This window comes from Nocardioides pollutisoli (genome assembly GCF_040045055.1).
Taxonomy (GTDB): domain Bacteria; phylum Actinomycetota; class Actinomycetes; order Propionibacteriales; family Nocardioidaceae; genus Nocardioides; species Nocardioides tweenelious.
The window spans coordinates 768,630-790,219 of sequence record NZ_JBDZDU010000001.1; the positions used below are offsets into that span (position 1 = coordinate 768,630).

Genomic DNA, 21,590 nt, shown 5'->3' on the forward strand with positions numbered 1-21,590 from the left:
GAGCCGTGACCCGTCCAGACCGCGTGCTGCACGTCGCTCACCAGGTGCTGCCCCACATCGGAGGACTGGAAACGGTCGTCGACGCCGAGACCCGGGGACTGCGGGCCCGGGGCTGGCAGGTCACGACCGTGAGCAGCGCCGACGTCCCGGCGTGGAACGGGCTCGAGGAGCGCTTCGGCGTACCGTTCCCGATCTTCTCCCCACGCCTGGTGCCGGTCCTCGGCCGGGAGGTGCGCCGCGCCGACATCGTGCACATCCACGACGTGCTCTACATCTCCAGCTGGGTCGCCGCCCTGTGGTGCCTCGCCCTGCGCACGCCGTACGTCGTCCACCGCCACGTCGGCTTCGTGCACCACTCCTCCGCACTGGTGCGGCTGGTGCAGGGCGCCGTGCTCGCGACGTTCGGCCGGCTGGTCCTGCGCGGCGCCCGGGTGGTGCTGCCGATCGACGACCACATCGCCGCGGGCCTGCCCGACCCGGAGAAGGTCGAGGTGCTGGGCAACGGCGTCGACACCGAGGCCTTTCACCCACGCCCGCACGAACCGCGGGAGCGGCCGGTCGCGCTGTTCGTCGGTCGGTTCGTGCCCAAGAAGGGCTTCCACCTCGTGGCCGCGGCCGCGGGCGACGACTACGACATCGTCTTCGCCGGCGGCTACCGGCCGCCCGGCGTCGACGACCCACGACTCCACTTCCTCGGCTCGGTGCCGGCCGCCGAGATGCCCGAGGTGTACGCCGGTGCCGACGTGATGGTGATCGCGTCGGTCGGCGAGTGCCCGCTGACGGTGCTCGAGGCCATGGCCAGCGGCCTGCCGGTGCTGCTCAACGACGACCCCGCGCTCCACTCCGCGTGGACCGTCGGCCCAGGCGTGCGGTTCGTCGACATGGCGGGCGGCGAACTCCCCGCAGCGCTGCGGCAGCTGGTCGCCGACCAGGACGCGATGCGACGGATCGGCGAGGAGGGCCACCGGTTCGTGACGTCGGCGTTCTCCTGGGACGCCCACGTCGACCAGCTGGAGAAGACGTACCTCGCCGTACTAGACGTCTGAACGGGAGTGGAACAAGTTCCAAACTCATCCGTAACCCCGGCGGCAGGGGCGGCGTTTGCACGGCATGTCCCTGGCTACGCGCTACCGCATCGCGGCCATCGTCCCCTGCCACAACGAGGAGGTGGCGGTCGCGAAGGTCGTCACCGACCTGCAGGCGAGCATGCCCGGCATCACCGTCTACGTCTACGACAACGCCAGCACCGACCGGACCGTCGAGCGGGCTCGTGACGCCGGCGCGATCGTGTGCTCCGAGCCGATGAAGGGCAAGGGCAACGTCGTACGCCGCGCCTTCGCCGACATCGACGCCGACATCTACCTGATCATCGACGGCGACGACACCTACGACGCCGCGGCCGCACCGGCCATGGTCGAGCGGCTCGTCGCCGAGAACCTCGACCAGGTGGTCGGCGTCCGCCGCGAGGTCGACGGACTGGAGGAGTCGGCCTACCGCCCGGCCCACGAGCTCGGAAACAAGGCCCTCAACCGGATCGTCGCCAGCATCTTCGGCGACAGCATGGGCGACATGCTCAGCGGCTACCGCGTCTTCTCCCGCCGCTACGTGAAGAGCTTCCCGGCCGTCTCGCGCGAGTTCGAGATCGAGACCGAGCTGACCGTCCACTCGATGGCGCTGCGGATCCCGACCGCATCGATGGAGGTCGACTTCCGCGACCGCGCCGAGGGCAGCGAGTCCAAGCTGCGCACCTACCGCGACGGCTGGCGGATCCTCTCCGTGATCCTCACCCTCACCCGTCACGAGCGGCCCATCTACTTCTTCGGCCTGCTCGCCGGGCTGCTCGCCACCGTGGCGGGCCTGCTCGCGCTGCCGGTCGGCATCACCTACCTGCAGTCCGGCATGGTGCCGCGGCTGCCCACGCTCTTCGTGGCGTCGTTCCTCGTCGTCATCGCGACGCTGTGCCTGCTCGTCGGGCTGGTCCTCGACGGGATGCGCAAGTCACGCCACGAGGCCAGCCGCCTGTCCTACATGCGCTACCCCGCGGTCCGCGGCACCTACGTGCGCGACCCCGAGCACCTGCCGTCGGCCGCTCCGGTCATCCCGGTGCCGCGGTCGGCTTAGCCACCAGCTGGCGCAGCTGCGGCACCAGGTTCTTGCGGTTGGTCTCGGCCAGCCACCCGTTGGGCAGCGAGAGCCGCACGACCTTGTGCCACGCGCTCGCGACCTGCTTGACCAACGGACGCGAGTTGTAGGCGAGGTCGAACTTCGCGAAGACCTCACGCACCTTCGGGGCGATCTCGATGTAGCGGTTGCTCGGCAGGTCCGGGAAGATGTGGTGCTCGATCTGGTGCGAGAGGTTGCCCGCCATCAGGTGCAGGAAGCGGGAGCCGGAGATGTTGGCCGAGCCGAGCATCTGCCGCACGTACCACTCCCCCTTGGTCTCCTTCTCGTCCAGCACCGGCTGCTCGAAGGTCGACACCCCCTCGGGGAAGTGGCCGCACATGATGATCGAGTGGCTCCACAGGTTGCGGACCAGGTTGGCCGTCGCGTTGGCCGCCATCGTCGAGCGCCACGACGGACCGGACAGCGCCGGGTGGATCACGTAGTCCTTGACGGCGAGCTTGCGGATCTTGGTGAGGGTCTCCTTGACCTCCACCTTCTTCTCCGGCGACATCTGGCGCTTGTCGCGGAGGTGGTCGCCGAGGTCGAGGTCGAACATCGCGATGCCGTACTCGAAGATGCAGGCCGTCGCGAAGTTCCACACCGGCTGCACGAGGTGGCGCGGCGTCCACTCCTGGGACTCGTCGACGCGCATGATCCCGTAGCCGAGGTCGTTGTCCATGCCGACGATGTTGGTGTTCACGTGGTGGCGGTCGTTGTGGGCCCGCTGCCACTGACGCGCGGGCGACGCGTGGTCCCAGTCCCAGGTGCTCGAGTGGATCTTCGGGTCGCGCATCCAGTCCCACTGGCCGTGGAGGACGTTGTGGCCGATCTCCATGTTGTCGAGGATCTTGGCCATGGTGAGGCCCGCCGTACCCACCAGCCAGGCGCTCTTGCGCCGGCTGTTGAGGAGGACCGCACGGCTGCCGATCTCGAGGAGCCTGTGAGCCAGCACGAGGCGCCGGATGTACGCCGCGTCGCGGGCGCCACGGGTGTCGAGGACGTCCTGGCGGATGGCGTCGAGCTCCTGGCCGAGCAGCTCGACCTCGTCGGGAGTCAGCCCGTGGTGGGCGGGGAGGCTGAGCTCCAGCGTCGCGGTCATGCCCTTCAGTGTGCCCTGCCTCACCTCACTCGAGACGAATCGGCGCGGCCCGTCTGGTCGGCCGGACTCGGGCTGCAACCAGCAGGTTGTTATGGTCGGCGACGTTCGAGGCTCGAGACTCGAAGGGTGCTTGTGTGAAATCGATGTTCCTGGGTGCGGTGTGCGCGTTCGCGCTCATCGGATCGCTGCTGGCGGTCCCGACCGCCGCGCCGGCGGAGACCGCCGCGCAGAAGCCATGGCGACCGACCACCGGTGGGTTCTTCAACGACCCGTGGGGAACCACGGACCAGAAGTTCCACATCGAGCGGCAGATCGTCGGCGCGATCCGGCACGCCAAGAAGGGCTCCTACATCCGGATCGCCGTCTACTCCTTCGACCGGACCAACGTCGCGCAGGCGCTGATCGACGCCCACAAGCGCGGCGTCCGCGTGCAGGTGCTGCACAACGACCACCAGGTCACCAAGGCGATGATGATGCTCAAGCGCGCCCTGGGCACCAACCGCCAGAAGAAGAGCTGGGACTACACCTGCAAGACGGGGTGCCGGAGCAACCAGGGCGTCCTGCACGACAAGGTCTACCTCTTCGAGCACACCGGCGCCGCGCGCAACGTGGTCATGACCGGCTCGCACAACCTCACCAGGAACGCCACGGTCCACCAGTTCAACGACCTGCTGGTCAAGAACGACGTCCCCGAGCTCTACGGACAGTTCCTCAAGCTCTTCGGGCAGCTGAAGAAGGACAAGAGGGCTCACCCCCTCTACTGGCACAAGGAGGTCGGGACCTTCAAGCTCCTGGTCTACCCGCACCCGCGCACGACCTCGAAGAACGACCCGATCATGCAGGTGCTCGACCAGGTCCAGTGCCACGGCGCCACGGGCGGGACCGGCATCAACGGCCGCACGAAGATCCGGGTGTCGATGCACTCGTGGAACGGCGACCGCGGCACCTACATCGCGCGCAAGCTCCGGCACCTGTACGCCGCCGGCTGCAACGTGAAGGTGATGTGGGCGCTGGCGGGTTCGGGCATGAAGAAGGTCATCGGGATGAAGACCCCCCGTGGCGAGATCCGACGGCACGCCAACGGCTACGACATGGACTGCGACCCGCTCCACGAGGTCGACATGTACAGCCACCAGAAGTACATGACGATCTCCGGCCACTTCGGCGACGACCGCGCCGTGTCGCGGGTCTACACCGGCTCCAGCAACTGGACGCACTCGGGTGTCGTCGGCGACGAGATCGTCCTGCGGGCCAGCGGCAAGCACCTCGTCAACCAGTGGAACCGCAACTTCGAGCACATCTGGACCAAGCGGTCCCGGCCCGTCGGCGGCGGCTCGGGCGGCTTCCACCCGGCGAAGCCCCTGTGTCCCGGGTCGACGACACGGACGGCGCGGACGGCTCCGACCGGGCCGCTGTCGTTCTCCGGCGAGCACTGGGAAGACGACTGACCGCTCGGGGCTGGCCCTAGGGTCGGGGGCATGTCCCTCCTCGACGCGCCGCCCACCTCGCGCCCCCGATCGATCGCACGGATCCTGCTCGGCGGGATCCTCGTCTTCGCCGGTGTCAGCCACCTGACCTTCGCCCGCGACGAGTTCGTGGCGCAGGTCCCCGACTGGTTCCCCGTCGACGACGACCCCGTCGTCCTGGTCTCCGGCATCGTCGAGATCTCGCTCGGCGCCGCGTTGATCGGCTTCGCGCGCGGCCGCGTGCCGGTCGGCCTGGTCGTCGCGGCGTTCTTCGTCGCGATCTTCCCCGGCAACATCGCGCAGTACGCCGAGCACACCGACGCCTTCGGCCTCGACACCGACCAGAAGCGGTTCATCCGGCTCTTCTTCCAGCCCGTCCTGGTGCTCTGGGCACTCTGGGCGACCGGCGCGTGGCGGGACCGTCCCGGGCGGGATTGATCCCGAACTGGAACTTGTTCTAGTACCGTCCCGCCATGAGCAAGTGGGCGTCAGTGACGCGCGTCGGTGTCTGCTACGTCCTGGCGATCGCCGTCGGAGCGGCGTGGTTGTACGCCGGGCCCGACACGGCCCACCTGTGGCTGGACGGCCTGATCGCTGACACGCTCGCGACGCTGGTGATCTTCGCCTTCAGCCGGGCGCACCACAACTCCAGCTTCTACGACGCGTGGTGGAGCGTGCTGCCGCCGCTGCTGGCGATCTACTGGTGGAGCGAGAGCACGCCGGACACCAACGACGTCCGGTCCTGGCTGGTGATCGGCGTGATCCTGGTGTGGGCGATCCGCCTGACCGGCAACTGGGTCTACGCGTTCCCGGGCTTCCCGCACGAGGACTGGCGCTACCCGATGCTCAAGGAGGGCAAGGGCGCTGCGGAGCCTGTCGTCGACCTCTTCGGCATCCACCTGATCCCGACGTACCAGGTCTTCCTCGGCCTGGTCCCGGCGTACGTCGCGGTGACCCGCACCGGCCGCGACGTCGGCTGGCTCGACGTGGTCGCTGTCGTGGTCGGCCTCGGCGCGGTGGCGCTCGAGTTCTTCGCCGACCTCCAGATGTACCGCTTCGCACGCACCAAGCAGCCCGGACAGGCGATGGACCAGGGTCTCTGGGGCTGGTCGCGGCACCCCAACTACCTCGGCGAGATCCTCTTCTGGGTGTCCCTGGGCATCTTCGGCCTCGCCGCCTCGCCCTCCGACTGGTGGCTCGTCTTCCTCGGCGCGCTCGCGATGATCCTGCTCTTCGTGTCCGCGAGCATCCCGATGATGGAGAAGCGCAGCCTCGAGCGGCGCCCGACCTACCAGGACGTCATCGACCGGGTCCCGATGCTGCTCCCCCGGCCGCCGCGATGACGAAGGTCCTGATCGCCGGGCTCGGCGACAGCGGCCTCCTGACCGCCATCCACCTCGCCCGCAAGGTCGACGTCGTCGGTGTGTCGACCAAGCCGGCGCTCGTCAGCGGCCAGGAGCTCGGCACCCGGCTGGCTCGCCCCGACGCGTGGGCCCGCGACTACTACATCGGCTTCGACCGCTACCGCCGGCTCTCCCGCGCCCGCACCGTGCACGGCACCCTGACCGGGCTCGACCTCGCGGCCCGCACGGTCTCGGTCGAGCTGCCCGACGGGTCGACGAGCACCGAGGCGTACGACGTGCTCGTGATCTCGACCGGAGTCACCAACGGCTTCTGGCGGCGCCCCGATCTCCAGTCGACGGCCGAGGTCGACGCCGGCATCCAGGCGGCGCACGACCAGCTCGCCGCGGCGAGCTCGATCAACGTGGTCGGTGGTGGCGCGGCCGCGATCAACACCGCCGCCAACCTGGCGGGCACCTGGCCCGACAAGCAGGTCGACCTCTACTTCCCCGGAGAGCGCGCCCTCCCCCAGCACCACCGGCGCGTGTGGGAGAAGGTCGAAGGACGGCTCACCGAGCGCGGGGTGAAGCTGCACGACGGTCACCGCGCCGTCGTACCCCCCGACTTCGACTGCGACCGGATCACCTCCGAGCCGGTCGAGTGGTCGACCGGTCAACCCGCGTCTCCCGCCGACGCCACGGTCTGGGCGATCGGCCGGGTCCGGCCCAACACGAGCTGGCTGCCCGCCTCGATCCTCGACGACGACGGCTTCGTCCGGGTCTCGCCCGACCTCCGGGTCGTCGGCCACGACGACGTCTTCGCCATCGGCGACGTCGCCGCGACCGACCCGCTGCGCTCGACCGCCCGCAACCGCGCGGACAAGCTGCTCGCCGCCAACATCCGGGCCCACCTCGCCGGTCGCCCGCTGAAGGAGTTCAAGGCACCCAAGCGCCGGTGGGGGTCGGTCCTGGGCTTCCAGCCCAACGGCCTCGAGGTCTTCGCCCCCTCCGGCCAGGCCTTCCGCTTCCCGGGCTGGTCGATCCAGACGATCCTCCAGCCCCTGATCGTCCGCCGCGGGATCTACGGCGGCGTACGGCGCCGCTGACCACCACTAGGGTGCGCGCATGAGCTGGTGGATCGCCGAGTCCGAGCGCACGGTGACGGAGGTCGTGCCCGCACCACCGGACGCCGTCCGCGACTTCTACGTCGACCTCGACAGCCTCCAGGTCGTGCACCCGCTGATCGTCTCGGTGAAGGAGCTGTCCCGCGAGGACCTCGCGGACGGCGGCTACCGGCAGACCTACCGCGTCGTGGACCGGCTGAAGCTCGGGCCGGTGTCCTTCCGGACGGCGTACGTCGCGGCGTGGCAGGTGCCTCCACACGGCGACGTGCTGACCGAGGCCGACCAGTCCCCGAGCGTGAGCCTTCGCGGCACGGTCAGCTTCGATCCTGTCGACGCCGGAACCCGCCTCACCGAGCGGATCCGGATCTCCGCGCCACGTCCGCTCGCCGGCTTCACCACCCGTGAGGCGGTCAAGGCCCACACCGCCATGCTGGCGAGCATCCGTGCCCACTTCGAGAAGGCGTGAGCTGACGTGCAGGCAGTGCAGTACGACGCGTACGGCGCGACGCCGTACCTCCTCGAGGTCCCCGACCCCGTGTGTCCGGACGGCGGCGTCGTCGTCGAGGTGCGCGCGACCGGTGTCTGCCGCTCCGACTGGCACGCCTGGCAGGGGCACGACCCGGTGCCGCTGCCGCAGGTCCCCGGGCACGAGTTCGCCGGGGTGGTCGTCGCCGCCGGTCGCCAGGTGACCGGACACGTGGTCGGCGAGCGGGTCACTGCTCCGTTCGTCTGCGGTTGCGGCCGCTGCGCCTACTGCCTCGCAGGCGACGCCCAGGTCTGCCCCGACCAGTCGCAGCCGGGCTTCACCCGACCGGGATCGTTTGCCGAGCTGGTCGTCGTCCCGGCCGCCGACCTCAACGTCGTCACCCTGCCCGACGAGCTGGACTTCGTCAGCGCGGCTGCCCTGGGCTGCAGGTTCGCGACGTCGTACCGCGCGCTCACCGCCCACGCGCAGCTTCGCCCCGGCGACTGGGTCGCCGTGCACGGCTGCGGCGGCGCCGGCCTCTCCGCGGTCATGATCGCGGCCGCCCTCGGCGCTCGCATTGTCGCGGTGGACGTGTCCTCTGCAGCGCTGCAGCGCGCCGGGGAGCTCGGCGCCGAGATCCTGATCGAGGGCGGACCCGGTGCGGCCGAGCGGATCGTCGCCGCCACCGGCGGCGGAGCCCACGCGTCGATCGACGCCGTCGGGTCGACGGAGACCGCCGTCGCGTCCGTCTCCTGCTTGCGCCCCCGTGGCCGCCACGTCCAGATCGGCCTCCTGCTCGGGCCGCACGCCACGCCTCCGCTGCCGATGGGTCCGGTCGTCGCGAAGGAGCTGTCGATCCACGGCTCCCACGGGATGGCGGCCCGCGACTACCCGCCGATGCTCGACCTGGTCGCCTCCGGTGCCGTCCAGCCCCGCCTGCTGGTCGGGTCGGTCATCGGGCTTCACGAGGCCGGCGCGGCGCTCGCCCGGATGAGCCAGCCGGCCGCGGCGGCCGGTGTCACCGTCGTACGTCTCGGGCCCGACGACTGAGGCGAATGCGGCAAAGTGCGACCGCCGACCTACTGTGGACACATGGTCCTCTGGTCAGCAGTCACTCGTCCGCACGTGCTCGCTGCCATCCACGAGTACGACGAGCTCGGGCAGGACGCCTTCCTGGACCGCTACGGCTTCACCGCGTCGCGCGGCTACGTGCTCCGTCACGGCGAGCACAGCTACGACCCCAAGGCCATCGTCGCGGCTGCCGTCGGCCAGGCCACGGGCACGCCGGCCACCGCTGACGAGGTGTCGAGCACCAAGACGCGGGCCGCCAAGGTGCTGCGCGACCTCGAGTTCGACGTGCTCTCGCCGGAGAAGGCCGAGACCGCCACGGCCGTCGCGACCACGAGCATCCCCAACCAGCGCCGTACCAACGGGATCGAGCCGGTTGTCGCCGTCTGCCCGACCTGCTTCCTCGCGCTCTCGGCCAACGGCGTCTGCGACAACTGCGACTGACCTACGACGCGACCTCGGCGACACCGGCGACCAGCCGGTCGACGTCGTCCGCGCTCGTGTACGGCGCCAGCCCGGCCCGGATCGCTCCCGCGTCCCCGAGCCCGATCCAGCGGGACGCCTCCAGCGCGTAGAAGCTGTTCGCCGGGGCGTTCACCCCGACCGCGGCGAGGTGCTCGTAGACCTCCCGGTTGTCGTGACCGTCGACTGAGAAGAGGATCGTCGGCGTACGCCGCTTCGGTGATCCGTAGAGCCGCACGGCGTTGATCCGCTGCAGGCCGTCCAGCAGCCGCTCGAGCAGCTGCTCCTCGTAGTCCTCGACCGCCGCCATCGACTCCAGCACCCGCGTCCGCCGGTCGCTCGCCGCCGAGGCCAGGCCCGCGATGTAGTCGATCGCGGCCGTCGTCCCCGCCAGCAGCTCGTAGGGCAGCGTCCCCAGCTCGAACCGCTCCGGCACCCGGTCGGGCGAGGGCAGCAGCTTGTCCGGCTGCACGGTCTCCAGCAGGGAGGGCGCCGCCACCACGATCCCGTGGTGCGGCCCGAAGAACTTGTACGCCGAGCACTCGAAGAAGTCCGCCCCCAGCTCCGCCACGTCGACCGCCGCGTGCGGCGTCAGGTGCACCCCGTCGACGTACACCAGCGCCCCGACCTCGTGCGCCGCCTCCGAGATCGCCGGCAGGTCCGGCCGGGTCCCGAGCAGGTTCGACGCCCCCGTCACCGCCACGACCTTGGTCCGGTCCGTCAGCGCCGCTCGGATCTCATCGACCGACAGCTCGCCGGTCTCCTTGTCGAACCCGACCCACCGCACCTCGGCCCCCACGGCCGCCGCCGCATGCACCCACGGCCGGATGTTGGAGTCGTGGTCGAGCCGCGTCACCACCACGTTGTCCCCCGGCAGCCACTGCTTCGCCAGCGCCCGCGACATGTCGTATGTCGCCTGCGTCGCCGACCGCGCGAACACCACCCCACCCGCGTCACACCCGAGCAGGTCCGCCACCGCGGCCCGTGCCCCGACGACGACCTCCTCGGCCTTCCGCTCCGACGCCGTCACCGCTCCGCGGTTGGAGAGCCCGCCGGTCAGGGTCGCCGCGATCGCGTTCCCGACCTGGCGAGGCGTCTGGCTGCCGCCGGGCCCGTCGAAGTAGGCGGTGCCGTTCTGGAGAGCCGGGAAGTCACTGCGCACGCGGTCCACGTCGAAGGTCATGACGACATCATGGCTCGATCGCAGTCTCAACCCGCCCGCGCACAGCGCGCGAGCTGCTAGAAACTGCAGGTGACGACATCGGAGGCCGAGCGATCAGTCCGGGACGCGGCCATGAAGTGGCTGGACGCCCGCGCAAGCCAACAGGTCGACTACGCCTGGGTCTCCCAGTTCGAGTACGCCGGTGACCGCATTCCCCTGATGGATCTGCAACGGGGTATCAGAAAGCCTGCCGGTATGAGCGCGGCACTCGCCATCAGAACCACATTCACGCCGCCCAATCAGCTTCCGCCGTACAACGACACCATCGGCGCCGACGGATTGCAGCGCTACAAGTATCGCGGCACGGATCCGCAGCACCCCGAGAACGTCGCGCTCAGAAACGCCTTCGAGCAACGCCTACCGCTGATCTGGTTCGTCGGAGTCGCATCCGGCATCTACGAGCCGATCTATCCAGTGTGGGTCGTCGGCGACGATCCAAGCCAGCTCGAATTCGCCCTTGCTCTGGACGAAGGTCAGCGCTTCGTCACGCCGGGCTCCATCGTCGACTCGGAATCGCGCCGGTACGTCGAGCGCCTCACCAAGCAACGTCTGCATCAACGTGTCTTCCGCACCCAGGTCTTGCTCGCCTACGGAGGCCGGTGCGCCATCTGCAAGATCCGCCACGCAGAGTTGTTGGATGCCGCCCACATCATCGCGGACGGCAAACCTGATGGAGACCCGGTCGTGCCCAACGGCTTGAGCCTTTGCAAGATCCACCATGCAGCATTCGACAGTTCGATTCTTGGGATCAGGCCGGACCTAACGCTGCATGTACGACAGGACATTCTTGAGGAGGTCGACGGCTGGATGCTGAAGGGCGGTATCCAGGGCGTTCACGACACTTCACTTGCTGTCGTCCCCGAAGTACGAGCGGCTCGACCGAGCCCCGACCGACTCGAGAAGCGGTATTCGGAGTTCTTGGCAGTTGGTTGAGGCGGGCATAGCTGATGCGCCGCGCGCAGCATTGCCCTAACGAGTTGCGATCGACTGCCGCACGTCGGCCCGGAAGCCTTCCAACTTCCGAATGATGTCGGCGGCCGCTGCCTTATCGACACGATCGCCATCGAGGCTGCGTAGCCAGGCTACGAAGTTCCGTCCGCCAACGAACGCGATGCCATCAATACATGCCCCATCCGGCACGTCGTGTTGGAGGGCTCCCCAGAGCACCACGACCGGAGTCACGGTGACCGGATTGATCTTTGCGCGATGACGAGCTGCGCGTTCGGACGTGAGGATCGAGCGCGCGACTCCTTCGGCACGTGTCTTCACACGTGCTGCCGACTTAGACATCTCAACGACGTCGGTTGCCTGGCTGCGCCATTTGGAGTCGATGACCACCAGGCCACCGTGTCGAGTAACGGCGACGTGATCTAGGTCTCCGGCCGCCAGTCTGATGCTGTCGACCCAGCCCCAGATCAGGCGCTTGCGCTTCGCGCGCTGAAGCTCGCTCCGCGTGTTTTCCTCGCCCCAAGCGCCACGCACTTGGCGCAAGGCATCGCGCTCGTGGACCAGAAAACCGGTGTCAACAAGGTGGAGGAGCGCTGCCACCGTCGAGGCCTGCGCGGCACCTAGCAACCACCACTTCAGGGGCGTTCCCGGCACGACTAGAACGAAGGAAAGAGCCTCCAGCGCGACCACACACCCGGCGCCAACAGCAAGTCCCATCACGAGCAGCCGGTTTCGACTCAGCCAGGCAACTCGGAGCCTCCGCAGCTCGCCTCGGGAGTAGGGCTGGTACTTGGCCATTCGATCGACCTCGATCCGTTATCCGCACTTCGTCCCCATGCATCCAAGCGAAGGTCTGATAACGGCCACATCGGCCAATCGGACAGCCATCAGCCGACATCAATCGGGACTTCGGGACGTCATGCGGACGGTGCAAGTGGTTGCTCTATCCGTATGACGTCCCGAGCGTGATGGGCCAGAAATGCACCGAGGTCCCCCGGCGATCTCGCCAGAGGACCTCGGGTTTGCGCTAGATCAGCTGCAGCCGCTGGTGGAGCCGCAGCCCTCGCAGACGTAGCAGGAGCCGGCGGGGCGCATCTTGGTGCCGCAGGTGAAGCAGAGCGGGCTGTCGACGGCGGTGCCGGTGATCTGCTCGAGGAGCTCGGCCGAGGTGTGGGCGACCTTGGTCTCGGGGTTTCGAGACGGTTGCTGCGTAACCTCCTCAACCTCCGAGGTCTCGGCGTCGACGATCTCGATGACCGGGGCGTCGATCAGCTCGGCGGCGGAGCCGGTCTCCTCGACGGGCTCGTAGGAGCCGGTCTCGAGGTAGCGCTGGCGCTCGTCGGCCGAGTAGATGCCCAGGCCCTGGCGCTGCTCGAAGTCGAGGTAGTCGAGAGCCAGGCGACGGAAGATGTAGTCCATGATCGACTGGCTCATCCGGACGTCCGGGTCGTCGGTCAGACCGGCGGGCTCGAAGCGCAGGTTGGTGAACTTCGAGACGTAGGTCTCGAGCGGCACGCCGTACTGGAGGCCGATGCTGACCGCGATCGAGAAGGCGTCCATCACGCCGGCCAGGGTCGAGCCCTGCTTGCCGAGCTTGAGGAAGACCTCGCCCAGCTCGCCGTCGTCGTGGGCACCCGAGGTCATGTAGCCCTCGGCGCCACCGACCGTGAAGGACGTGGTGCGCGAGACGCGGGACTTCGGGAGCCGCTTGCGGGTCGGGGCGTAGACGACCTTCTCGATGACCTTGGTCTCGACGGCCTCGGCACCGTCCGCGTTGGACGACTTGCCCTTGTTGTCACCCTTGCCGTCGGAGAGCGGCTGGCCGACCTTGCAGTTGTCGCGGTAGACGGCCGTCGCCTTGAGGCCGAGCTTCCAGGACTGCAGGTAGATGTCCTCGATCTCCTCGACGGTCGCCGACTCCGGCAGGTTGACCGTCTTGCTGATCGCGCCGGAGAGGAACGGCTGGCAGGCCGCCATCATCCGGACGTGGCCCATCGGCTTGAGGGCGCGAGCACCCATCGCGGTGTCGAAGATCTCGTAGTGCTCGGTCTTGAGGCTCGGCGCGTCGATCACGTGGCCGTTCTCGGCGATGTAGGCGACGATCGCCTCGACCTGCTCGTCGACGTAGCCCAGCTTGCGCAGCGCCCGCGGGATCGTCTGGTTGACGATCTGCATCGAGCCGCCGCCGACGAGCTTCTTGAACTTGACCAGCGAGAAGTCCGGCTCGATGCCGGTCGTGTCGCAGTCCATCATGAAGCCGATGGTGCCGGTCGGCGCGAGCACCGAGGCCTGCGCGTTGCGGAAGCCGTTGGTCGCACCCAGCTCCTGGACGTCGGCCCAGGCGGCCGTCGCCAGCTTGTGGACCTGGCTGTCGGCGATGCCGAGCGTGCGGACCGTGTCGTTGGCGGCCTGGTGCTTGCGCATCACGCGCTTGTGGGCCTCGGCGTTGCGGGCGTAGCCGGCGTAGGGGCCGACCACGGCGGCGAGCTCGGCCGAGCGCTTGTAGGAGCGACCGGTCATCAGCGAGGTGATGGCACCGGCCATCGCCCGGCCACCGTCGGAGTCATAACCCAGACCCATCGCCATCAGCAGCGCGCCGAGGTTGGCGTAGCCGATGCCGAGCTGGCGGTAGTTGCGGGTCGTCTCGCCGATCGGCTCGGTCGGGAAGTCGGCGAAGCAGATCGAGATGTCCATCGCCGTGATGATCACGTCGACGGCCTTCGCGAAGAGCTCGCCGTCGAAGGTGTCGTCGTCCTTGAGGAACTTGAGCAGGTTGAGCGACGCCAGGTTGCACGAGGAGTTGTCGAGCGACATGTACTCGGAGCACGGGTTGGACGCGGTGATCCGGCCCGTCTCCGGGTTGGTGTGCCAGTCGTTGATCGTGTCGTCGTACTGCAGACCCGGGTCGGCGCAGGCCCACGCGGCCTCGCTGATCTTGTGGAAGAGCTCGCGGGCGTCGACGGTCTCGATGACCTCGCCGGTGTGGCGGGCCTTGAGGCCGAACGACGTGCCGTCCTCGACCGCACGCATGAACTCGTCGGTCACGCGGACCGAGTTGTTGGCGTTCTGGTACTGGACCGACGTGATGTCGGCGCCACCGAGGTCCATGTCGAAGCCCGCGTCGCGCAGGGCGCGGATCTTGTCCTCTTCCTTGGCCTTGGTCTCGACGAACTCGACGATGTCCGGGTGGTCGACGTCGAGGACGACCATCTTGGCCGCACGACGCGTGGCGCCGCCCGACTTGATGGTGCCGGCGGACGCGTCGGCGCCGCGCATGAAGGAGACGGGGCCCGACGCGGTGCCGCCGGAGGAGAGCAGCTCCTTGGAGGAGCGGATGCGGGAGAGGTTGAGGCCGGCGCCGGAGCCGCCCTTGAAGATGAAGCCCTCTTCCTTGTACCAGTTCAGGATCGAGTCCATCGAGTCGTCGACGGAGAGGATGAAGCAGGCCGAGACCTGCTGCGGCGACGGGGTGCCGACGTTGAACCAGACGGGGCTATTGAAGGAGAAGTACTGGTTGACGAGCAGCCAGGTGAGCTCGTGCTCGAAGACCTCGGCGTCGCCGGACGTCGCGAAGTAGCCGTGGTCGATGCCGGCCTTCGTGTAGGTCTTCACGATGCGGTCGATGAGCTGCTTGAGGCTCCACTCGCGGGCGTCGGTGCCGACCGCGCCGCGGAAGTACTTCGTGGTGACGATGGTCGAGGCGTTGACCGACCAGGTGTCGGGGTACTCCACACCGCGCTGCTCGAAGACCGTGTCACCGGTCTTCCAGTTGGTCTGCACCACGTCGCGGCGCTCCCACGTCAGCTGGTCGTAGGGGTGCACCCCCTCCGTGCTGAAGATCCGCTCGATCGTCAGCCCGGCGCCTGCCTTGGCAGCCTTGCCGCTCACCGTCTCCGTCATCCCTCTGGGTCCCGTCTCTTCGAGGTTCGTTGTTTCGATCATTGCTGCTGCCACCGACAGTCGGCGGCTACGTCTTTGGAGAAATTGGGGTGGTGCGCCCGGCGCGTGCAGCTTCCCCACTACACACGCCGGGCGGTCTGGGTCAGCCCGTCGGAACGGGCTGGGGGGTGTCGACCTGGGCGAGGGCTCGCTCGGCGCGGAGCGCGGCGATCTCGTCCTCGAAGTCGTCGGCGGACTCGAAAGCGCGGTAGACGCTCGCGAACCGGAGGTAGGCGACCTCGTCGAGCTCGCGCAGCGGGCCGAGGATCGCCAGGCCCACCTCGTGAGCGGGGATCTCGGCAGCACCCTCGAGACGCAGCGCGTCCTCGACGGCCTGGCCGAGGCAGGCGAGCTGGTCCTCGGTGACCGGACGGCCCTTGCAGGCCTTCCGGACTCCGCTGATCGCCTTCTCCCGCGTGAAGGGCTCGGTCGCCCCCGAGCGCTTGAGCACGGTCAGCTGCATCAGCTCCACGGTCGTGAACCGCTTCGTGCAGGCCGAGCAGGTACGCCGGCGGCGGATCGACCCGCCGTCGTCGGCGACCCTCGAGTCGAGGACCCGGGTGTCGGTGTTCCGGCAGTAAGGACAGTGCATCGCGGAACCCCCTTCCGGGCTCGGCTCAGACACCCCCGCAGGGGTGCCAGAGGCTGTGGATATCGCCGGCTTCTCTGTGTACAACAAGCCGTCACCTGTGGGTCTTCCGCATCTCTCTGTGGAACTAGATGTGGATAACTACACCGGTGTAAGTACTAGATGTAGTGGTAACCGTACGCCCGGCGCGAGGGGTGGCGCAAGCCGTCCGGGGAACTTCCTCGGCTGGTGCGTGACGCCCCGGTAAAGCCGCAGGTCAGAGGCCCAGCGGCCGCCGAAAATCGGTGTCGGGCCGGGGCGTGTCGCGGACGATGTTCCACCCCGATGGGTGGTTTGTCGGAGGGTCGGCGAGGGGGAGTAACTAGGTGGCGGGTCCCCCGGCCCGACAGATAATCAAATACGGCACGAAGAGGTCGCATGATGAACGACGTACTCACCGCTCCCGCCGCTCCGCAGGAAACCCGGTCCGACACCACCGCCCGGCTCTTCGCCGAGCGCGCCCAGGCCCCCGACCACCTGCGCCCGGGGATCGACGACGAGCTGGTCCGCCTCAACATGAAGATGGCGGTCGACGCCACCCGCCGCTTCCGGGGCCGCGGCATCGCCACCGACGACCTCGAGCAGGTCGCCTACCTCGGGTTGGTCAAGGCGGTCCGGGGCTTCGACCCCGAGCGCGGCCACGACTTCTTGAGCTTTGCGATCCCGACCATCCGCGGCGAGGTACGCCGCCACTTCCGCGACCTCGGCTGGACCGTGCGACCGCCGCGGTCGATCCAGGAGACCCAGAGCAAGATGATCGCCTGCGAGGGCGAGCTCTACCAGCGCTTCGGCCGGGCCCCGCGCCCCTCCGAGATCGCCGAGCACCTCGGTCTGGAGCGCGAGGCCATCGACGAGGCCCTCGGCGCCAGCGGCTGCTTCACCCCGGTCTCCCTCGACGCGCCCACCCACGACGAGGACGTGACGCTGACGCAGCGCCTCGGCTACAGCGACCCGGGCTTCGACATCGCCGAGGCCCGCGCCGCCCTGCAGCCGCTGCTCGCCCGGCTCTCGCCGCGGGAGCAGAAGATCGTGGAGATGCGCTTCTTCCGCGGCTGCACGCAGGCCGAGATCGGCAAGGAGATCGGCGTGACCCAGATGCAGGTCTCCCGGCTCCTCGCCCGCCTGATCGCGCGGCTGCGCGAGCAGATGGAGATGCAGGTCGTCGCCGCCTGACTTGCTCTGGAGCGCACTCCAAGGCCTAGCGTCCTGGCCATGACGCAGGCACCGATCGGGTCCGGGTACGACGAGCACACGACTGCGGACGAGGTGCTCGCCGGGATCGACCTGAGCGGCAAGCTCGCGCTGGTGACGGGCGGCTACTCCGGCATCGGCATCGAGACCACCCGGGCGCTGGCGTCCGCGGGAGCTCAGGTCGTCGTCCCTGCTCGACGGCGGGAGACCGCCGAAGCGGCGGTCGCCGGGATCGACGGCGTCGAGGTCGATGAGCTGGACCTGGCGGACCAGGACAGCGTCCGCGCCTTCGCGGAGCGGTTCCTCGAGACCGGACGACACCTCGACGTCGTGATCGACAGCGCGGGGATCATGGCGATCCCCGAGACCCGCACACCAGCCGGCTGGGAGCTGCAGCTCGCCACCAACCACCTCGGGCACTTCGCCCTCGTCAACCGGCTCTGGCCCGCGCTGACCGGCGGCGCCCGCGTCGTCAGCGTCTCCTCGCGCGGGCACCACTACTCGGGGATGCGCTGGGACGACCCGTGGTTCGACGCCGGCGACTACGAGAAGTACGTCGCCTACGGGCAGTCGAAGACCGCCAACGTGCTGTTCGCCGTGCACCTCGACCGGCTGGGCCGCCAGCACGGCGTACGCGCCTTCGCGCTCCACCCGGGCCGGATCATCACCCCGCTGATGCGCTACCAGGACCAGCAGGAGTTCGTCGACGCCGGGATCATCGACGCCGACGGCAACCCGATCGACCCCACCCTGAAGTCGCCGGAGCAGGGCGCGGCCACGCAGGTGTGGGCGGCGACCAGCCCGCAGCTGGACGGGCTCGGCGGGCTCTACCTGGAGGACTGCGAGGTCGCGATCCCCGCGCCCGACGGCGAGCGGGTCGGCGTCAAGGACTGGGCGATCGACCCGGAGCAGGCGGCCCGGCTGTGGGCGTGGTCGGCCGAGCTGACCGGCGTGGACGCCTTCGGCTCCTAGCTGGCGGCCGGGCGGTCCTCGTCGAGCGCGAGGGTGAACCACGAGGTCGTACCGGTCACGTCGGCCTCGGAGCCCCAGCTGTCGGCGAGCGCGTCGACCAGCACCAGGCCGCGACCGAAGACCCGCAGCGGGTCGTCGTCGTCCGACGGGTGCGGAGCGACTGCCTGGTCCTGACCGGCCGATCCGCCGAGGTCGCTGACGACCACCGTCAGGGCCGCCTCGGCGAACGTGATCGTCAGCTCGCTGCTCGTGCCGGCGTGGATGACGGCGTTGGTGACGAGCTCGGAGAGGCACAGCTCGGCGGTCTCCGCGGAGTCGCCGTCGATCGACCACTCGTGGAGCACCTCGCGCAGGAAGCCCCGCCCGGCCTTGGCCGCCCGGGGGTCGCCCGCGAGACGCACCGACGCGCTGCGGGTGGCGCGGGTGGCGATCTCCGTGGGCGCGTGGTCGGAGAGCGCCCGGACCCGGTGGACCGCTGCGGCCACCCGGTCGGCGACGGCCGCGAGCCGACCGCGGTGGTCGTCGTCGAAGACCTGCGACTCGTCGTAGAAGACGATCAGGCCACCGATCGGCTCCGCGTCGCCCGACAGGGCGACGGACGCGAGGGCGAGGATGCCCCGCTCGCGCTGAGCGTCGACCAGGCCGGCGTACCGCCCGCCGAGGTCGTCGAGGTTGCCCAGCACCGACTCGCCGGAGCGCACCACGGTGGTCAGCGGGACGTCGTCGTAGGCGTCGATGTGGCACCACGCCGGGGCCTCGTCGTCCGATGCATCGGCGGACAGGAACCGCAGCCGCCGACCACCGCCCTCACTGAGCGCGAGGCCGACCCGGACGACGGCGGGCCGGGCCATCAGCTCGCGCAGCACGATCCGCGCCACCGAGTCGAGATCGGTCGCGTCGTCGAGCGCCTCGGACCCGGGTCCGTCGCGGAACTCCCCCACGACGTCAGCGTAGGACACGCACCACCCGTCCGGGTGAAGCGCACGGGGCCGCGGTCCATCGGCAACAATGGCGCCGTGACGGGTGCAACGGGTGGCAAGCGAGCAGGCAGCCGCCGTGCACCCCGCCCCCGCCGCACCTTCCAGCCGGTGCTGCTGCTGCTCGCCCTCGGCATCACCGCGTGCGTGGTCGCCTGGGGCTATCTCGTGTACGCCGCGATCGACTTCGGCTCCACCGCGCGCGGTGGCGATCCGACGGCCTGGTGGTTCCTCGCCCTCGCGTCGGTCGGCGCGGTGGCCTGCCTCTTCGTCGGCCTGATGCTGGTCGCCCGGCTGATGCGTCGGCTCGGGATCACCCGGGCGCCGGAGAAGCCTGCGGCAGGGGACGCGCCGGACGACGGCCCACCTCGTCCGGTCGGCGGCCGCCGGGCCGCGCGCTAGCGGTCGACCAGGCGGCGTACGAACTTCAGCCCCGACCAGGTGTCGTCGATGGCGGCGACCTTCACGTCGACCAACCCCGACCGCAGGCCCAGCTCACGCACCACCCCGTCGTCGAGGTCGCTGACGATCCCGAGCGCCTTCTGCGCGGCCTTCTTGGGCCAGCAGATCCAGACCATGCCGGCCGTGCTGGTCCGCTCGAGGAGCACCGGCAACCGCTCGACCAGCGTCGCCTGCTCGGTGTGGAAGGTCAGCGTGACGTCGACAGCGGCCGGGAGGCGGCGTACGACGCGCGCCTCGGTCTCGAGCCCGAAGTCGGCGGGCGCGCGGTCGAGGAACACCGTGTGGATGTCCTTGATCCCCAGCTTGCGCACCAACGGGGTGCCTGAGTAGCCCGCCATGACCTGAGAGTAGGTCTCGATACGCTCGCTGGCGCTCGCGAGAGAGACCAACGAACGCTTTCGGTGGTCGAGTGCCGCCGAGGAACGAGGCGGTGTATCGAGCGCTTTTGGTGGTCGAGTACCGCCGAGGAACGAGGCGGTGTATCGAGCGCTGTCGGTGGTCGAGTGCCGCCGAGGAACGAGGCGGTGTATCGAGACCCTGGAAATGCCGCAAGGGGCGGAGCCGCCTGGCTCCGCCCCCTGTCTTCCCCGGCTCATCAGCCGGGGTCGAAGCGGCTGATGAAGTCTGAGTGCTGCGCTAGCTGGCGGGGACGACCAACTTCTGGCCGGCGACGACCATCCCGGAGTCGAGGGCGTTGAGCCGCTCGATCCGATCGATCATCGCGCGGACGTCACCGTCGTCGGCGATGCCGGCCGCGATGTCCCAGAGGGTGTCGCCGGTCCCCACCATCACCACGCTGGTGGGCTCGGGGGTGCCGGGCTCGTCGGTGGCGACGGAGCCGGAGGCGATGACGAAGCCGATCGCCATCAGGGCGAGGAGCGCGAGCACCACCACGACGACGCGTCCGCGGCGGGTCAGCCGCACGCTGCTGGATCCGACGCGGCGGGTGGGCCGGTCGAAGATCTGGTCGATCGTCATGGTGCTCATCGGGACCTCCGGGGGAAGGGGCGGTCTGCCTCGGGTGGTGCAGCTCGGTGACACAGTTCTAGTGGTGGCCACCGACAGTGGTGCTGGACCTGTCTGGACCGGCGGTTCGATCAGGCGTTCGATCGAACATGTGTACGAAGTTAGATCAGGTGTTCGAACAATTCAAGGACCACGCGAACATTTGTTCGAACGGCGTGTCGCGACACGCCGTTCGAACAGATGTTTGAACAAGCCGGGTCCCGGTGGCTACGGTGACCCCATGGCCACGAAGAAGGAATCCGCCACCGGCTCCGGTCCCCAGAAGGTCAGCGAGCTGCCCGACGGACCGCCGGACGCCACCGGGCTGACCCCGCGGCAGCAGCGCGTGCTCGCCCACATCAAGGACTCCATCGAGAAGCGCGGCTACCCGCCGAGCATGCGCGAGATCGGTGAGGCCGTCGGCCTGACCAGCTCCTCGAGCGTCGCCCACCAGCTCAAGACGCTGGAGGAGAAGGGCTACCTCAAGCGCGATCCCAACCGGCCGCGTGCGCTGGAGGTGTTCCTCCCCGAGGTGATGGCCGCGCGTCGTTCACTCGGCACCGCCGACGAGACGTCGTACGACGAGACCGGCATCGGCGACGCCGTGCCCGCGGCTCAGTACGTCCCGCTCGTCGGCCGGATCGCCGCCGGCGGACCGATCCTGGCCGAGCAGACCTACGACGACGTCTTCCCGCTCCCCAAGCAGCTCGTGGGCGAGGGGGAGCTCTTCCTGCTCGAGGTTTCGGGCGAGTCGATGATCGACGCGGCCATCTGCGACGGCGACTACGTGGTCATCCGCAAGGAGCAGACCGCGGAGAACGGCGACATCGTCGCCGCCCTGCTCGACGGGGAGGCCACGGTCAAGACGTTCCAGCGCAAGGACGGAAAGGTGTGGCTCCTTCCCCACAACATTTCCTATGATCCGATTGACGGCACTCACGCCACCATCCTCGGGAAGGTGACCGCGGTGCTTCGTCGGGTCTGAATTGGGTACTCCCGGACGGGAATGACCCGAGGTGACCCTGGGTTGATGTCGGGGGGAATCCCTGATGGCCGCG

The 21,590-nt window shown here is 69.1% G+C and carries 22 protein-coding genes; 14 read left to right on the forward strand and 8 right to left on the reverse strand.

Translation table 11 applies throughout. The features are described 5' to 3' along the window. The first annotated feature begins 5 nt into the window (after positions 1-5). Positions 6-1,046: a glycosyltransferase family 4 protein gene (locus ABLE68_RS03710; protein ID WP_348869866.1), complete on the forward strand. Its 1,041-nt coding sequence runs from the start codon at positions 6-8 to the stop codon at positions 1,044-1,046. 64 nt (positions 1,047-1,110) lie between these two features. Further along, positions 1,111-2,121: a glycosyltransferase family 2 protein gene (locus ABLE68_RS03715; RefSeq protein WP_348869867.1), complete on the forward strand. Its 1,011-nt coding sequence runs from the start codon at positions 1,111-1,113 to the stop codon at positions 2,119-2,121. Here ABLE68_RS03715 and ABLE68_RS03720 read toward each other — a convergent pair. After that, on the reverse strand, positions 2,096-3,262 hold the full coding sequence (locus ABLE68_RS03720; protein WP_348869868.1) for a fatty acid desaturase family protein: 1,167 nt from the start codon (positions 3,260-3,262) through the stop codon (positions 2,096-2,098). The genes ABLE68_RS03715 and ABLE68_RS03720 overlap by 26 nt on opposite strands. A 143-nt stretch (positions 3,263-3,405) precedes the next feature. On the opposite strand from ABLE68_RS03720, the gene ABLE68_RS03725 reads away from it, so the two are divergent. Genes ABLE68_RS03725 through ABLE68_RS03755 form a run of 7 tightly spaced genes read left to right on the forward strand, consistent with a single transcriptional unit; the run spans position 3,406 to position 9,170 of the window. Beyond that, the gene (locus ABLE68_RS03725) at positions 3,406-4,710 is read left to right on the forward strand and encodes a phospholipase D-like domain-containing protein (protein WP_348873226.1); all 1,305 of its coding nucleotides are present in this window, start codon (positions 3,406-3,408) and stop codon (positions 4,708-4,710) included. 30 nt (positions 4,711-4,740) lie between these two features. Beyond that, positions 4,741-5,166: a DoxX family protein gene (locus ABLE68_RS03730; RefSeq protein ID WP_348869869.1), complete on the forward strand. Its 426-nt coding sequence runs from the start codon at positions 4,741-4,743 to the stop codon at positions 5,164-5,166. A 35-nt stretch (positions 5,167-5,201) separates the two neighbouring features. Then, the gene (locus ABLE68_RS03735; RefSeq protein ID WP_348869870.1) at positions 5,202-6,071 is read left to right on the forward strand and encodes a DUF1295 domain-containing protein; all 870 of its coding nucleotides are present in this window, start codon (positions 5,202-5,204) and stop codon (positions 6,069-6,071) included. Continuing rightward, the gene (locus ABLE68_RS03740) at positions 6,068-7,174 is read left to right on the forward strand and encodes an NAD(P)/FAD-dependent oxidoreductase (protein ID WP_348869871.1); all 1,107 of its coding nucleotides are present in this window, start codon (positions 6,068-6,070) and stop codon (positions 7,172-7,174) included. Before ABLE68_RS03735 ends, ABLE68_RS03740 begins: the two co-directional genes overlap by 4 nt. A gap of 19 nt (positions 7,175-7,193) precedes the next feature. After that, a complete protein-coding gene (locus ABLE68_RS03745; RefSeq protein ID WP_348869872.1) occupies positions 7,194-7,658 on the forward strand; it encodes an SRPBCC family protein in 465 nt (154 codons plus the stop codon). Positions 7,659-7,664: 6 nt separating this feature from the next. Beyond that, entirely contained in the window at positions 7,665-8,708 is a 1,044-nt protein-coding gene (locus ABLE68_RS03750) for a zinc-dependent alcohol dehydrogenase family protein (RefSeq protein WP_348869873.1), read from the forward strand. 42 nt (positions 8,709-8,750) lie between these two features. Then, positions 8,751-9,170 carry a ScoMcrA-related endonuclease gene (locus tag ABLE68_RS03755; RefSeq protein ID WP_348869874.1) on the forward strand — a complete coding sequence of 140 codons (420 nt, stop codon included), beginning with the start codon at positions 8,751-8,753 and terminating at the stop codon, positions 9,168-9,170. A gap of 1 nt (position 9,171) precedes the next feature. Here the strand turns inward: ABLE68_RS03755 and ABLE68_RS03760 are convergent, their stop codons facing one another. Beyond that, positions 9,172-10,371, reverse strand: coding sequence for a cysteine desulfurase-like protein (locus tag ABLE68_RS03760; protein ID WP_348869876.1), 1,200 nt, complete (start codon positions 10,369-10,371; stop codon positions 9,172-9,174). 69 nt (positions 10,372-10,440) lie between these two features. Here ABLE68_RS03760 and ABLE68_RS03765 point away from each other — a divergent pair, with 69 nt between their 5' ends. After that, positions 10,441-11,343 carry an HNH endonuclease gene (locus tag ABLE68_RS03765; RefSeq protein WP_348869877.1) on the forward strand — a complete coding sequence of 301 codons (903 nt, stop codon included), beginning with the start codon at positions 10,441-10,443 and terminating at the stop codon, positions 11,341-11,343. A gap of 36 nt (positions 11,344-11,379) precedes the next feature. Here ABLE68_RS03765 and ABLE68_RS03770 read toward each other — a convergent pair whose 3' ends face one another. The 3 genes from ABLE68_RS03770 to nrdR all read right to left on the reverse strand — a co-directional run bounded on the left by ABLE68_RS03770 (position 11,380) and on the right by nrdR (position 15,889). Beyond that, the gene (locus ABLE68_RS03770) at positions 11,380-12,156 is read right to left on the reverse strand and encodes an NERD domain-containing protein (protein ID WP_348869878.1); all 777 of its coding nucleotides are present in this window, start codon (positions 12,154-12,156) and stop codon (positions 11,380-11,382) included. Positions 12,157-12,390: 234 nt separating this feature from the next. Next, positions 12,391-15,258, reverse strand: coding sequence for a vitamin B12-dependent ribonucleotide reductase (locus ABLE68_RS03775; RefSeq protein WP_348869879.1), 2,868 nt, complete (start codon positions 15,256-15,258; stop codon positions 12,391-12,393). 142 nt (positions 15,259-15,400) lie between these two features. After that, complete coding sequence (nrdR, locus tag ABLE68_RS03780; RefSeq protein WP_348869880.1) at positions 15,401-15,889, reverse strand: transcriptional regulator NrdR; 489 nt, start codon at positions 15,887-15,889, stop codon at positions 15,401-15,403. 414 nt (positions 15,890-16,303) lie between these two features. Between nrdR and ABLE68_RS03785 the strand changes: the two genes are divergently transcribed. Both ABLE68_RS03785 and ABLE68_RS03790 read left to right on the forward strand, forming a co-directional pair. Further along, the gene (locus tag ABLE68_RS03785; RefSeq protein ID WP_348869882.1) at positions 16,304-17,098 is read left to right on the forward strand and encodes a SigB/SigF/SigG family RNA polymerase sigma factor; all 795 of its coding nucleotides are present in this window, start codon (positions 16,304-16,306) and stop codon (positions 17,096-17,098) included. Positions 17,099-17,137: 39 nt separating this feature from the next. Beyond that, complete coding sequence (locus tag ABLE68_RS03790) at positions 17,138-18,088, forward strand: SDR family NAD(P)-dependent oxidoreductase (RefSeq protein ID WP_348869883.1); 951 nt, start codon at positions 17,138-17,140, stop codon at positions 18,086-18,088. On the opposite strand, the gene ABLE68_RS03795 is transcribed toward ABLE68_RS03790, so the two are convergent. Next, the gene (locus ABLE68_RS03795; RefSeq protein ID WP_348869884.1) at positions 18,085-19,047 is read right to left on the reverse strand and encodes an ATP-binding protein; all 963 of its coding nucleotides are present in this window, start codon (positions 19,045-19,047) and stop codon (positions 18,085-18,087) included. The genes ABLE68_RS03790 and ABLE68_RS03795 overlap by 4 nt on opposite strands. A 57-nt stretch (positions 19,048-19,104) precedes the next feature. Here ABLE68_RS03795 and ABLE68_RS03800 point away from each other — a divergent pair, with 57 nt between their 5' ends. Next, positions 19,105-19,467, forward strand: coding sequence for a hypothetical protein (locus ABLE68_RS03800; RefSeq protein ID WP_348869885.1), 363 nt, complete (start codon positions 19,105-19,107; stop codon positions 19,465-19,467). Here ABLE68_RS03800 and ABLE68_RS03805 read toward each other — a convergent pair. Then, a complete protein-coding gene (locus ABLE68_RS03805) occupies positions 19,464-19,865 on the reverse strand; it encodes a DUF3052 domain-containing protein (protein WP_348869886.1) in 402 nt (133 codons plus the stop codon). The two genes, ABLE68_RS03800 and ABLE68_RS03805, sit on opposite strands and share 4 nt — an antisense overlap. Positions 19,866-20,163: 298 nt before the next feature. After that, positions 20,164-20,514: a LysM peptidoglycan-binding domain-containing protein gene (locus ABLE68_RS03810; protein WP_348869887.1), complete on the reverse strand. Its 351-nt coding sequence runs from the start codon at positions 20,512-20,514 to the stop codon at positions 20,164-20,166. 259 nt (positions 20,515-20,773) lie between these two features. Between ABLE68_RS03810 and lexA the strand changes: the two genes are divergently transcribed. Beyond that, entirely contained in the window at positions 20,774-21,517 is a 744-nt protein-coding gene (gene lexA, locus ABLE68_RS03815) for a transcriptional repressor LexA (RefSeq protein ID WP_348869888.1), read from the forward strand. The last annotated feature ends 73 nt before the right edge of the window (positions 21,518-21,590 follow it).